Genomic DNA, 13030 nt, shown 5'->3' on the forward strand with positions numbered 1-13030 from the left:
CCGACGGAAAGGCTTGGTGCACATCGGCATGTCGCGGCAGACACCAGCACGGTGAGTGCGCCGAGGGCGCCTGAAGCTCGCGCAGGCGCCTCCGAGCAGTGCAACGCATGCCCCAGGGGAGCGAGTCCGGCGATGCTTGCCGGCGCTCAACTGGGTAATCCGTAGCGGAATGCACGGTGGATTGGTCTGCGATCTTTTTTCACCTGATCAGGTCCAAGACCAATCCGGCCTGCGGGCAGAACCGGATTCCCCCCGTGAGGGACGAAGAGAAGGATCAGCGAGTACGGCCAGGGTGGCCGCGCCTGGCGCTGGGTGCGCTGAGCGGGGTGCTGGCCGGCTTCACAGCGCTGGCGGTGGCCGAGCTGGTCGCGGCAGCGGTGCGTCCGCAGTCCAGTCCGGTCATCGCGGTGGGCGGCGCCTCCATCGACGCAACGCCCGCTGCGGTCAAGGACTGGGCGATCCGCCACTTCGGCACCAACGACAAGCTCGTGCTGCAGCTCGGCATCCTCGTCGTGCTGGCCGTGCTGGCCCTGGTGCCGGGTGCGCTGGCAGTGCGGTATCGGCGGGTCGGAGCCGCCGGGATCCTTCTCTTCGGAGTCGTCGGGGCGACAGCCGCCGTCAGCCGCCCCGACTCCGGCAGCCTCACCGACGCACTCCCATCCGTCGTCGGGGCCGTTGCCGGAGCGGCGGTCTTGTACGTGCTGGTGGGCCGCCTCACCGCGGTGAGGCGGCCGGCAGCGTCGACATCCGAGTCGGCGACCGAGGAAGCGGGAGACGCTCCCTCCCCGTCCTCAGGCTGGGACCGCAGGGGCTTCGTCCTCGCGGCCACATCCGCGGCAGCGGCCTCTGCCGCGGTCGGCGCGGTCGGCCGGTCCCTGAACGCCTCGCGCAGCCAGGACGCGATCGCCTCCCGTAAAAGGCTCGTACTGCCTTCTCCCGGGTCACCGGCGCAACCGGTCCCCAAGAGGGCCGGAATCCGCGTCCCAGGGATCAGCTCCTTCGTCACCCCCAACCCCGATTTCTACCGGGTGGACACCGCACTGGTGGTGCCCAAGGTGGACGCCACCGCCTGGCGGCTGCGGATCCACGGCAGGGGCGTACAACGTCCCCGCACATACACCTTCGACGACCTGCTGCGCAGGGAGCTGATGGAACGGGACATCACCCTGACCTGCGTCTCCAACGAGGTCGGTGGCCCCTATGTGGGCAACGCCCGCTGGATCGGCGTACGGCTGGCCGAACTGCTCGCCGAATGCGGCATCAAGCCTCCGTCCCGGGGCGGTCCGGCAGACCAGTTGGTGTCCCGGTCGGTGGACGGCATGACGATCGGCAGCCCGGTCGAGGACCTCATGGACGGCCGCGATGCCATGCTCGCCCTCGGCATGAACGGCGAACCGCTGCCCTTCGACCACGGCTTCCCCGTGCGCATGATCGTCCCGGGCCTGTACGGATTCGTCTCCGCCTGCAAGTGGATCAAGGACATCGAGCTCACCACGTTCGACTCCTACGACCCGTACTGGGTCAAGCGCGGATGGGCCCGCAAGGCCCCGATCAAGACCGCCTCGCGGATCGACACCCCCAAGCCCTTCGCCCGGCCCAAGGCCGGCACGGTGATGATCGCCGGAGTCGCCTGGGCCCAGCACCGGGGCATCGACAAGGTCGAGGTCCGCATCGACGACGGCCCCTGGCAAGAAACCGACCTGGCCGCCGAGGACACCCGCGACACCTGGCGCCAGTGGTCCCTTCCCTGGCAGGCCACCAAGGGCGGCCACACCCTCACCGTCCGCGCCACCGACCGCACCGGCACGGTGCAGACCGACAAACGCACCCGCACCATCCCCGACGGCGCCGGCGGATGGCACTCCGTCGTAGTGACCGTCGAGTGATCACAAGAGGCCCTGTGCCCCTCCCCAACCACCGTTCCGCAACACCACAAGCGCAGCCGGATCACGCTGCACCTTCCGACAGGAGAACACGATGAACACCCGTATCCGCCGTAGCGCCGGACTCTTCGCCGCGGCCGCCGTGCTGCCCCTGGCCCTGACCGCCTGCTCCACCGGCAGCAGCGACTCGGGCAAGTCCGACTCCTCGAACAAGGCATCGGCTCCCGCCACCAAGAGCAGCGACGACATGGGCAGCGGCTCGAGCAGCAACGCGAGCAGCATGGACCAGCCGTTCGGCCCCGCCTGTTCCGCCGTGCCGAAGAACGGCGCCGGCTCCTTCGACGGCATGGCCAAGGACCCGGTCGCCACCGCCGCCTCCAACAACCCCGCACTGTCCACCCTCGTGACCGCGGTGAAGAAGGCGGGCCTGGTCGACACCCTCAACAACGCAGAGAACGTCACCGTGTTCGCGCCGACCAACGACGCCTTCAACAAGATCCCGAAGGCCACCCTGGACAAGGTGCTGAACGACAAGGCCCAGCTGACGAAGATCCTCACCTACCACGTCGTCGGCAGGAAGCTCACACCGAAGGACCTGGAGAACGGCTCCTTCGACACGCTGGAGAAGTCCAAGGTCATGACATCCGGCTCGGGCGAGTCCTACACCGTCAACGACTCCGCCAAGGTCGTCTGCGGCAACGTCAAAACCGCCAACGCCAACGTTTACATCATCGACCACGTCCTGATGCCCAAGAGCTGACACCACCGCGAGCCGAGGACGCGCGTCCTGCCCGGTCGCCTTGACGGGAGCGACTCAGGCGGCACGCGTCCTCCTGGCCGGGGCACCCGCCAGACGCCCGACCGGCAGGGCCTGGCGGGTGTCCCTCATCAGAGGGCTGGGCTGCAGACCCCCGGGGCTGCAGCCCAGCCCTCTGACCTTGTCGTTCACCCGTCCGGGGAGGGAGACACCATCATGGAACAACCGTCCGATGCGGCGTCGAACGCGCGGAGCTCCCGCGCCGAGAGTCGGCGCCGCACGGCCGTCATCGGCAGCGGAGTAGCGGGACTGACCGCGGCTCACATCCTGGGCCGCGCCCACCATGTCACCCTCTACGAGGTCGACGAACGGCTGGGCGGCCACGCCCACACCCACGACCTGACCGCCTCCGACGGACGCACCCACCGCGTCGACTCCGGTTTCATCGTGCACAACCGCCGCACCTACCCCAGCCTCCTGCGCCTCTTCCGCGAACTCGGCGTGGCCACACAGGAGTCGGAGATGAGCATGTCCGTACGGTGCGAGGGCTGCGGACTGGAGTACGCAGGCGCCAGTGGCCTTCGCGGACTGCTCGCCCAGCCCCGCAACACCCTGCGCGGGCCGTACCTGCGCATGCTGGCCGAGGTGCCGCGCTTCCACCGCGCCGCCCGGCGCCTCCTGGAGAGCGGAGCCGATGAGACGCTGACGCTCGGCGCCTTCCTGGACGCGGCCGGATTCTCGTCCTACTTCCGCGCCCACTTCATGACGCCGGTCGTGTCCGCGGTGTGGTCCTGCGACGCGCAGACGGCCCTTGAGTATCCGGCGGCGTATCTGTTCCGGTTCCTGGCCCACCACGGCATGCTCTCGGTCACCGGGTCACCGGTGTGGCGGACCGTCACAGGCGGCTCGAAAACGTACGTCGACCGGATCGCCGCCGGCCTGCACGAGGTACGCGTCGGCACCCCCGTACGGTCAGTGGTCCGGCGCACGGACGGCGTGGACGTGACCGCCGCCGACGGCACCACCGCCTCCTACGACCACATCGTCATCGCCACCCACCCCGGCCAGGCGCTGCACCTGCTCGCCGACGCCAACCCGGACGAGAAGGAGATCCTCGGCGCCTTCCGCTACTCCCGCAACGCCACCCTGCTGCACACCGACACCTCCCTGCTGCCGCGGGCGAGCGGGGCCCGCGCCTCCTGGAACTATCTGATGCCAGGCTGCCGGGCCGGCGCCGACCGGGTGCGGGTGAGCTACGACATGAACCGGCTGCAACGCCTGGATGCCGCCCAGACCTACCTCGTCACCCTCGGCGGCCAGGACCGCGTCGATCCGGACCTGGTCCTGGCCCGCATGACCTACGAACATCCCGTCTACACGCCCGAGTCGGTCGCCGCCCAGCGACGCCTGCCCGAACTGAACACCGCCGTCACCGCGTTCGCGGGTGCCTATCACGGCTGGGGGTTCCACGAAGACGGCTGTCGCAGCGGCGTGAAGGCCGCCGCCGCCCTGGGAGTGAGCTGGTGACCGTTTTCCCCGGCAGGCGACCGGCACGGCCGGGACCGCCGGCCCTGTACCCGTGCACGATCATCCACGTACGCCGGGCACCCCAGCGATACACGTTGCGGCACCGCACCTACCTGTGGCTCGTCGACCTCGACGACCTGCCCGTGCTGCCGCGTCCGCTCGCCCGCATCAGCGCCCGCGACCACTTCACGGGCCGTGCCCCGTCGATCAGGGCCGCCCTCGACGGCTTCCTGGACGAGCATGGCATCGATCTGCGCGGCGGCCGGGTGCTGATGCTCGCCCACGCGCGGATCCTCGGACACGTCTTCAACCCGCTGACCCTGTACTGGTGCTACCGCCCCGACGGCGGCCTGCGCTGTGTGGTGGCGGAGGTCCACAACACCTACGGCGAGCGCCACGCCTACCTGCTGCACCCCGACACGGCCGGCACCGCAACCGCCGCCAAAGCCTTCTACGTATCGCCGTTCAACCCGGTGGACGGCCACTACGAGATGCGGCTTCCGCCCCCCGGTGAGCACTTGCGTCTGTCCATACGGCTGCAGCGGCCCGGCAGCCCGCCCTTCACAGCAGCTGTCCACGGCAGGCGCCGCGAGGCGACGGCCCCGGTCTTGCTGGGCCTGGCCCTGCGCCATCCCTGGTCGACCCTGAGGGTGTCGGCCGCCATCCGCTTCCACGGCATCCGCCTGTTTCTGCGGGGCCTGCCGGTGCAGCCGCGCCCGGGCCACCGCACCCCGGAGAGTGCGTCATGACCCAAGTCGAACCCCCTCTCACCGCCCGCCACCGCCCCGGCAGTCAGCGGACCGCGCCCGTCGACGCCGACCGCTGGCCCGATGTGGCCGCCGTGCCCAGGGCGTCCTGGCCGGTACGGGCCGTCACCGCGTCCGTACTGGAACGCGCTCTGCGGCGACTGCCCCTGCGCGTGCGGTTCGCCGAAGGAGCCACCCTCGGCCTGGGCGGCCCGCTGATAGAGGTGCACGATGCGAAGGCGTTCTTCGACCGCATCGGGACCTGCGGGCTCATCGGCTTCGGTGAGTCGTACATGGCCGGCGAGTGGGATGCACCCGATCCGGTCGGTGCGCTCACTGTGCTCGCCGCCCATGCCGCCGACTTGATTCCGGCCCCGTTGCAGCGGCTGCGCGGCCTGTGGGCGCAACGGCAGCCCCCCGCGCAGCGCAACACCCCGCACGGGTCGCGCAGCAACATCAGCCGTCACTACGACCTGTCGAATGACCTCTTCGCACTCTTCCTGGACGAGACGCTCAGCTACTCCTCGGCCGTGTTCCGTGGCTTTCCCGCCGACTGGTCGCTGCTGGCCGCCGCCCAGCACCGCAAGATCGACCGGCTGCTCGACCTGGCCGGTGTCCGCGAGGGCAGCCGTGTGCTGGAGATCGGCACGGGCTGGGGTGAACTTGCCCTGCGGGCCGCCGCCCGCGGCGCGCACGTCACCTCGCTCACCTTGTCCACGGAACAACGCGCACTGGCCCTGAACCGCGTGTGCGAGGCGGGACTCGCCGACCGGGTCTCGATCGAACTGTGCGACTACCGGGAGGCACGCGGCACGTACGACGCGATCGTCAGCGTGGAGATGATCGAGGCCGTCGGCGCCGAGTTCTGGCCCGTCTACTTCCGCATCCTCGACGAGCGCCTGGCGCCGGGCGGCCGGGTGGCGCTTCAGGCCATCACCATGCCGCACGAACGGATGCTGGCCAGCCGTGACACCCACACGTGGATCCAGAAGTACATCTTCCCCGGCGGCCTGATCCCCTCCTCCCAGGCCATCGAACAAGCGGTTCGTGAGCACACGGGCCTGGACGTGGCCGCCCGGGACGGCTTCGGCGCGCACTACGCCGAAACGCTGCGCCTGTGGCGAGAGCGGTTCACCGACCGCGCCGACGAGGTCGCCGCCCTCGGCTTCGACGAGACGTTCCGCCGGCTGTGGACCTTCTACCTGGCCTACTCCGAGGCCGGCTTCCGATCCGGCTACCTCGACGTCCAGCACTACCTGTTCACCAAGGAGAAGTCGGCGCGATGACGACCACCCGCACCCCCGCTCGCACCGGCGCTGCACACCGGCTGGCCGCCCTTGCCGAGGACGCGCTCGGCGGTCCACTGCCGGTGCGGCTGCGTACCTGGGACGGCAGCGAGACCGGACCCGCCGACGCTCCCGTGGTCGTCGTGCGCTCCCGGCGCGCGCTGCGCCGCCTGCTGTGGCAGCCCGGTGAACTCGGCCTCGCCCAGGCATACATCACCGGCGAACTCGAGGTGGAGGGCGATCTGGCCCAGGGGCTGCACGCTATGTGGGCCGGCGTGCGGGAGCGGGGCCTGCACGCGCCCCGGCTTTCCCCGACCGACTGGACCCGCGCCGTTGCCGAGGCGGTGCGGCTCGGCGCCGTCGGCCCGCGCCCACCCGCCCCCGCCACTCAGGCACGACTGCGCGGCGGCCTGCACAGCAAGGCCCGCGACCGAGCAGCGATCAGCCACCACTACGACCTGTCCAACGACTTCTACCGTCTGCTGCTCGACGAGACGATGGCCTACTCCTGCGGCTACTGGACGAACGAAGAACCCGAGGCCGACCCGGCCAAGGCGCAGCGCGCGAAGCTGGAGCTGATCTGCCGCAAGCTCGGCCTCGTGCCCGGAGCCCGGCTGCTGGACATCGGCTGCGGCTGGGGGTCACTGACCCTGTACGCGGCCGAGCAGCACAAGACGCAGGTCACCGCCGTCACCCTGGCCCGGCAGCAGGCCGCGTACGTGCGCGAGCAGGTCCGCGTCCGGGGGCTGGAGCACCGGGTGGAGGTGGTGTGCCAGGACTACCGGGACATCACCGGCTCCGCCTACGACGCCGTCGCCACCATCGAGATGGGCGAGCACGTCGGAGACGACGAATACCCCGCCTTCGCCGCCTCCCTGCACCGGCTGGTCCGCCCCCAGGGGCGCGTGCTGGTCCAGCAGATGTCCCGCGGCGCGAGCGCCCCGGGCGGGGGTGCGTTCATCGAGGCGTACATCGCCCCGGACATGCACATGCGGCCCATGGGCGAGACCGTCGGCCTGCTGGAGGCGGCGGGCCTCGAGGTCCGGTCGGTGGAGTCGCTGCGCGAGCACTACGTGCGCACCGTCAACGCCTGGCACCGCACGCTGGAGGAACGGTGGGCGGACTTCGTGCGGCTGGTGGGTGAGGAGACGGCCCGGGTGTGGCGGCTGTACCTGGTCGGCGGGGCCCTGGCTTTCGAGGAGCGGCGCATGGGGGTGGACCAGTTCCTCGCCGTACGCCCTGGTGCCACGGGCGGCAGTGGTCTGAACGGGGCGGAAGCGGCCGCCTGGTACCAGCAGCTGGAGGAGCAGTGACTGCGTTCACCTGGGACGCGTTCAGTGCCAACCTCGGATGGGCCGCGGCAACGTCCCTGGCGGTCATGCTCGGCACCTTCGCCATCGCGTGGAACCTGGGCGTACACCGTGTCGTCGACATCGCCTGGGGGGTAGCCTTCGCAGCCGTGGGCGTGATGACCTTCGGCCTCTCCGGGGGCCAGGGTGATCCGGCCCGGCGTGTGCTGGTGACCGTCCTCACCGTCGTATGGGGGCTGAGGCTCGCGGTGCACATCGCGCGCCGGGGCGGCGGCCACGGCGAGGACCCGCGGTATGAGGCGATGCTGGCCCGCGCGCGAGGCAACCGGAATCTGTACGCCCTGCGGATGATCTACCTGTTGCAGGGGGCCCTGGTGTGGCTGGTGTCCCTGCCGGTGCAAGCGGCCCAGTATGCGCCCCGGCCGCTGTCCGCCCTGGCCTTCGCCGGCTCGGCCGTCTGGGTTGTCGGGCTGTCCTTCGAGACCGTGGGCGACGCCCAGCTGGCCCGTTTCAAGGCGAACCCGGCCAACCGTGGCCGGATCATGGACCAGGGTCTGTGGCGGTTGACCCGGCACCCGAACTACTTCGGGGACTTCTGCGTCTGGTGGGGCCTGTTCCTCGTGGGGTGCGACGGCGGATGGCAGGCCGCTGTCGTGTCCGTCGTCTCACCGCTGGTGATGAGTGGACTGCTGATCAGCGGAAGCGGGAAACGGCTGCTGGAGCGGCACATGGCCGGCCGTCCTGGGTGGGACGCGTACGTGGCCCGTACCAGCGGCTTCTTCCCTCGGCCGCCGCGTCGAGGCTGAGAACCGCGTGGGAAGCCCGGACCACAGGCGGATGGGCTTCCCACGCGGACCCTCACACCGGCACGCCGAGCAGGGCGACCGGCGTCGAGGTCGGCTGCTTCGATCCACCGGTCGGCTCCACCGTGATGCCGACTCCGGAGGCACCGTCGACCGCACCCTGCATCAGGACGGCCTGGCGACTGCGGTCGGGGTCCATCAGGCCGGCGGAGCGCATCTTCCCACCGTCGGCGAACCACAGCTGGTACACCTTGCCCCGCGGCGGCGCCGACATCCCCGAGGCGACGAACACGGCCCGGTCCCGGCCGGCGGAAACCACCAGGGTGCCCGTACCGCCCGCCGCCTTCACCGAACGAGACCTGGCATCAGGCGCGGCCAGCACCCCCGCCAGGTCCTCGACGTGCCGCTGCGCCTGGGCGGCCGCGCGTGATGCGTCCTGGGCACGCTCGTACTGCCAGACGGCGGTTCCACCGAACGCGGCAGCGGCGGCCACACTCGCGGCCAGCGCCCACCGGGCCAGACCACGCCCCCGGCGTGCGCCACGGCGCACCCGCTCCAGCGGGGCGGCCCCAGGCGGCACCTGCCGCACGGTCGTGATGTGCTGCAGTACCTGCTCCCGCATCACGGGGCGCGCGCGCACCGTGGAAGCCAGGGCCAGACGTCCGGCAGTGGCGGTGAATTCGGCGACCTCCTGCCGACAGGCGTCACAGCCGGCCAGGTGACACTCGAAGGCGGCCCGTTCCTCACCATCCAGCGCGTGCACGGCGTAGGCGCCGGTCAGCGCGTGCAGATCGGTCGTGGTCATGCGGTCACCCCCAGGCAGTCGCGGAGTCGGATGAGCCCGTCGCGCAGCCGGGTCTTCACGGTCCCGAGCGGCAGGGCGAGTGCTTCGGCGACCTCCCGGTAGGTCAGCCCCCGGTAGTAGGCGAGCGTGACCGACTGGCGCTGCAGCTCGGTCAGGGTGCGCATGCAGCGCCTCACCTGCTCCTGCTCCAGCCGCGTTTCCACCTGCTCGGTCACCTCGTCGTATGCCGGTTGATGCTCGAGCAACGCAGCCTTGGTGTCACGGGCCGCCGCGGCCTCCACCGAGCGGACCCGGTCCACCGCCCGCCGGTGGGCGAGGGTGAGGATCCAGTTGATGGCCGTGCCGCGTTCGGGCCGGTAGCGGGGGGCGGTGCGCCACACCTCCACCAGCACCTCCTGCGCCACCTCCTCCGACTGCGCCTGATCACGCAGAACCGCACGGGCGACTCCGAGGACGGAGCCGGCCACGACGTCGTAGACCGCGGCGAAAGCCTCCTGATCACCCAGCGCCACCTCATGGACCAGCTGTTGCAGATCAGGTTTGGCGGTCGGATTACTGCCGATATGAACCGGTTCCTTCACAATGGCTCTCCCATAGGCGCGGTGGGGCGGAACAGCCCTGGGTAATCCGAGGCCACGCGAGCCGAGGATTGGTCGCATACGTGCGACGCCGGCGGGTCTCGCCGGTATCGTCACCCGGCCAGGAGTCGCCCACCGGCCGCTGGGCAGGTCAGCCGTCTGGCCACCGTCTTGCTCCGGTCGGCGACAGGACCCGTCCGGCGATTGCGGGATCAGTTGATATCGGACATTCCGCATACTCGACTCGCGTGACGGACCACGGACGTACAGTGAGCGGCACGTCTGCAGGGACCGATTCCGCGAGGGGACGCGAGTGAGCGCGAAGGACGAGTATCCACAGCAGGGCAGCACCCGGACAGAGGTGATCCCACGCACCATCGCCGCTATCACCGACGCGCTCCCCCCCGCCCGGCGCGATGAGTTTCACACTGTTGTGCGCCACGCTCGACAGGGAACCGAACTGGATGCCGCGCTGATGACGTGGTGGCTCGAAGCGATGTTTGAAACGGTGCCGGGCCGGGACCAGCGTCTGGATGACACGGTCGCGGGCGTTGGACTCGTCGAGCTCGAGCCGGAGACGGAAGAGCGATGAATCCGGGGTCAAAGGGGTGGACCGCAGTCGCGCAGATCACTGCGTCGAAAGTGCTCAGCCAGATGCGCGCCTCAGGCTTCGTGGATCTACACGACAACATCGTGCGGTTCTTGAATGCCCTGGCGCTGGAAGTCGGCAGTGCAGTCGAATCCGGCAGACAGCCACCAGGGCTGCCCATGCCCATTCGCGGTGTCACTTGGTACAGCATGGCCGTGTTCAACGATCCCGTGTTTTTCAACTACAGCATCTATCCGGACGAACTCCAGATCAGGGTTTGCGATCTCATCTGGGTGATCACCACCGAGTAGCTGTCGGAGGACGGGACACCTCTTCGGCCGTGAGGTGCCCGAGCGGTTGGGGCGTGGTGTGGTGGTCGAGTCGGCCAAGTGCACCCAGAGCACCGCGGATTGCGTTGCCGCCCCGGCCCCGATGATCAGACGCGTCCCGCATGCGAAAGGTCCTGCCGAAGGTGCGCGGCGGTGTGGGAGTCGGTGGACTTCAGAAGATCGGCCGGAATTCCTTCGAACAGGATTCGTCCGCCGCCGCTGCCCCCTTCGGGGCCGAGGTCGATGATCCAGTCGGCGCTCCGGACGACGTCGAGGTTGTGCTCGATGACGATGACGGTATTGCCCTGGTCGACGAGGCGCTCGATGATGCCGAGGAGGCGGTGGACATCCGACATGTGCAGACCCGTGGTGGGTTCGTCCATGACGTAGACGCTTCCGACGCGGTGCAGGTCGGCCGCGAGCTTGAGTCGCTGGCACTCGCCGCCGGACAGGGTGCTGAGCGGCTGGCCGAGGCGAAGGTAGTCCAGCCCCACCTCGTTCAGGGCGTGCAGGACGGGGCGGAGCTTGGGCTCCGTGAAGAAGTCCGCCGCCTCGGCCGTCGTCATCTCCAGGACGTCGCTGATGGACCTGCCCCGCAGGCGGTGGCCGAGGACGTCCTCGGAGAAGCGGCGGCCTCGGCACACCTCGCACACTGATTTCAGCGTGTCCATGAACGCCAGGTCGGTGTAGAGGACGCCGAGCCCCTGGCAGTTGGGGCAGGCGCCCTTGGAGTTGGCGCTGAACAGGGAGGCGCTGACCTTGTTGGCGCTGGCGAACAGTTTGCGGATCGGGTCCATCAGGCCGGTGTAGGTGGCGGTGTTGGAGCGCCGGCTGGTGGTCACCGCCGACTGGTCGATGACGATCGCGTCGGGGTACCGGCCGAGGAACTCCTCGTTGACCAGCGTGCTCTTGCCCGACCCGGCCACGCCGGTGACGACCGTCAGGACGCCGGTGGGGAAGCCGACCGTCACGTTCATGAGGTTGTGGCTCGTCGCGTCGGTGACGGTGAGCGTGCCGGTGGCGCGCCGGGGTTCGGTCTTGAGAGGCAGTCGGTGCTGGAGGTGGCGCCCGGTGAGGGTGTCGGCACGGGTGAGTGCGTCGAAGCTGCCCTCGAAGACCACTTCGCCGCCGAGCGCCCCGGCTTTCGGGCCCATGTCGACCACATGGTCCGCGATGGCCATGACGTCGGGGTCGTGCTCGACCACGAGCACCGTGTTGCCCTTGTCCCGCAACGCGATGAGGAGTTCCTTGAGCCGGTGCACGTCCCGGGGGTGCAGGCCGATGCTCGGCTCGTCGAACACGTACAGCATCTCGGTGAGACTGCTGGACAGATGCCGGACCATCTTGATCCGCTGGGACTCGCCGCCCGAGAGCGTGCGGGTCTCCCGGTCCAGGCTCAGGTACCCGAGTCCGATGTCGACCAGGTGCTGCAGACGGGTGGTCAGGTCGTCCAGGACCGGTTTCACCCGCGGCAGGTCCAGCTCCGCCAGGACGTGTGCGAGGTGCTGGGCCTCCATCGCGGTGAGGTCCGCGATGTGGTGGCCGCCGATCCGGGTGGCCAGCGCGGTGGGCGCGAGGCGGGTGCCGTCGCAGTCGGGGCAGGAGGCGGTGCGGGCGAACCGCTGGAAGACCCGGCGGCCGCGCTCGGACATGTCCTCCTTCTTGACGTAGAGCCGGGTGAACTTGTCGACGAGGCCTTCGTAGCGGACGTTGAGGGTGTTGCCCTGCCAGAGGAGGCGGAGCTTGTCCGGCAGTTCGCCGTGCAGCAGCAGCTGCCATTCCCGCTCGGTGAAGTCGGCCAGCGGTTTGTCGTTGTCGAACAGGCCGGACTCCACATAGCTCAGCCAGTACCAGCCGGCGGTGGAGAAGTCCGGGTGCAGCAGGGCGCCCTGGTTCAGGGACCTGGTGCGGTCGAGGAACGCGTCGAGGTCGAGGCGGACAGTCCTGCCGAGGCCCTCGCAGGCGGGGCACATGCCCTGGGGATCGTTGAAGGAGAACGCGCTCGGCGGCAGGCCCGCGGGATCGCCGGCCCGGGAGAACAGCAGACGCAGCAGCGGGTTGAGGTCGGTGACCGTGCCGACGGTGGAGCGCGGGTTGCCGCCCAGGCGTTTCTGGTCGATGACGACGGCCGCGGAGATGTTCTCGACGGCGTCCATGTCCGGCCGCCCGTAGTCGGGCAGGAAGGTCCGGACGAACGCGCTGAAGGTCTCGTTGAGCTGCCGCTGGGCCTCGGCCGCGAGGGTGTCGAACACCAGGGACGACTTGCCCGAGCCGGAGACACCGGTGAAGACGGTCAGTTGCTGTCTCGGGATCCGAAGCGAGACGTTCTTGAGGTTGTTCTCCCTGGCACCGGTCACCTTGATGACGTCGGTCCTCACGTGTGCTCCTTGCTGGTGCGGGTGGGCTCCCCCTCCGGG

The 13030-nt window shown here is 69.7% G+C and carries 12 protein-coding genes; 9 read left to right on the top strand and 3 right to left on the bottom strand.

Translation table 11 applies throughout. The features are described from left to right. Window positions 1-254 precede the first annotated feature (254 nt). The 7 genes from ACIBA9_RS27870 (at window position 255) to ACIBA9_RS27900 (ending at window position 8315) form a co-directional block, all read left to right on the top strand. A complete protein-coding gene (locus tag ACIBA9_RS27870) occupies window positions 255-1886 on the top strand; it encodes a sulfite oxidase (RefSeq protein WP_399367169.1) in 1632 nt (543 codons plus the stop codon). Window positions 1887-1977: 91 nt separating this feature from the next. Further along, on the top strand, window positions 1978-2643 hold the full coding sequence (locus ACIBA9_RS27875) for a fasciclin domain-containing protein (RefSeq protein WP_399367171.1): 666 nt from the start codon (window positions 1978-1980) through the stop codon (window positions 2641-2643). A gap of 213 nt (window positions 2644-2856) precedes the next feature. Next, window positions 2857-4167 (top strand): NAD(P)/FAD-dependent oxidoreductase, encoded by a 1311-nt coding sequence (locus ACIBA9_RS27880; protein WP_399367173.1) that lies wholly within the window; start codon window positions 2857-2859, stop codon window positions 4165-4167. After that, window positions 4164-4916 (top strand): DUF1365 domain-containing protein, encoded by a 753-nt coding sequence (locus ACIBA9_RS27885; RefSeq protein WP_399367175.1) that lies wholly within the window; start codon window positions 4164-4166, stop codon window positions 4914-4916. Before ACIBA9_RS27880 ends, ACIBA9_RS27885 begins: the two co-directional genes overlap by 4 nt. Next, on the top strand, window positions 4913-6199 hold the full coding sequence (locus tag ACIBA9_RS27890) for a class I SAM-dependent methyltransferase (protein WP_399367177.1): 1287 nt from the start codon (window positions 4913-4915) through the stop codon (window positions 6197-6199). Before ACIBA9_RS27885 ends, ACIBA9_RS27890 begins: the two co-directional genes overlap by 4 nt. Then, entirely contained in the window at window positions 6196-7512 is a 1317-nt protein-coding gene (locus tag ACIBA9_RS27895; protein ID WP_399367179.1) for a class I SAM-dependent methyltransferase, read from the top strand. Before ACIBA9_RS27890 ends, ACIBA9_RS27895 begins: the two co-directional genes overlap by 4 nt. Continuing rightward, window positions 7509-8315 (top strand): DUF1295 domain-containing protein, encoded by an 807-nt coding sequence (locus ACIBA9_RS27900; protein WP_399367181.1) that lies wholly within the window; start codon window positions 7509-7511, stop codon window positions 8313-8315. The genes ACIBA9_RS27895 and ACIBA9_RS27900 overlap by 4 nt, the downstream gene beginning before the upstream one ends. 52 nt (window positions 8316-8367) lie before the next feature. Here the strand turns inward: ACIBA9_RS27900 and ACIBA9_RS27905 are convergent, their stop codons facing one another. Both ACIBA9_RS27905 and ACIBA9_RS27910 read right to left on the bottom strand, forming a co-directional pair. Then, window positions 8368-9117, bottom strand: a complete 750-nt coding sequence (locus ACIBA9_RS27905; RefSeq protein WP_399367184.1) for an anti-sigma factor domain-containing protein — start codon at window positions 9115-9117, stop codon at window positions 8368-8370. Further along, complete coding sequence (locus ACIBA9_RS27910) at window positions 9114-9698, bottom strand: sigma-70 family RNA polymerase sigma factor (protein WP_399367186.1); 585 nt, start codon at window positions 9696-9698, stop codon at window positions 9114-9116. Before ACIBA9_RS27910 ends, ACIBA9_RS27905 begins: the two co-directional genes overlap by 4 nt. A gap of 310 nt (window positions 9699-10008) precedes the next feature. Here ACIBA9_RS27910 and ACIBA9_RS27915 point away from each other — a divergent pair, with 310 nt between their 5' ends. Then, entirely contained in the window at window positions 10009-10287 is a 279-nt protein-coding gene (locus ACIBA9_RS27915; protein ID WP_399367188.1) for a hypothetical protein, read from the top strand. Between the two features lie 50 nt (window positions 10288-10337). After that, on the top strand, window positions 10338-10595 hold the full coding sequence (locus ACIBA9_RS27920) for a hypothetical protein (RefSeq protein WP_399367190.1): 258 nt from the start codon (window positions 10338-10340) through the stop codon (window positions 10593-10595). 125 nt (window positions 10596-10720) lie between these two features. Here the strand turns inward: ACIBA9_RS27920 and ACIBA9_RS27925 are convergent, their stop codons facing one another. After that, window positions 10721-12991: an ATP-binding cassette domain-containing protein gene (locus ACIBA9_RS27925; protein ID WP_399367192.1), complete on the bottom strand. Its 2271-nt coding sequence runs from the start codon at window positions 12989-12991 to the stop codon at window positions 10721-10723. Window positions 12992-13030: the final 39 nt, after the last annotated feature.

Source organism: Streptomyces sp. NPDC051452 (assembly GCF_044454765.1).
In the GTDB taxonomy this organism is placed as follows: domain Bacteria; phylum Actinomycetota; class Actinomycetes; order Streptomycetales; family Streptomycetaceae; genus Streptomyces.

What these genes read in the sequence shown, in the direction of transcription:
- ACIBA9_RS27895 (WP_399367179.1), top strand. Translation starts at nt 6,196, where the DNA reads ATGACGACCACCCGCACCCCCGCTCGCACCGGCGCTGCACACCGGCTG.
- ACIBA9_RS27875 (WP_399367171.1), top strand. Translation starts at nt 1,978, where the DNA reads ATGAACACCCGTATCCGCCGTAGCGCCGGACTCTTCGCCGCGGCCGCC.
- ACIBA9_RS27905 (WP_399367184.1), bottom strand. Translation starts at nt 9,117, where the DNA reads ATGACCACGACCGATCTGCACGCGCTGACCGGCGCCTACGCCGTGCAC.
- ACIBA9_RS27890 (WP_399367177.1), top strand. Translation starts at nt 4,913, where the DNA reads ATGACCCAAGTCGAACCCCCTCTCACCGCCCGCCACCGCCCCGGCAGT.
- ACIBA9_RS27880 (WP_399367173.1), top strand. Translation starts at nt 2,857, where the DNA reads ATGGAACAACCGTCCGATGCGGCGTCGAACGCGCGGAGCTCCCGCGCC.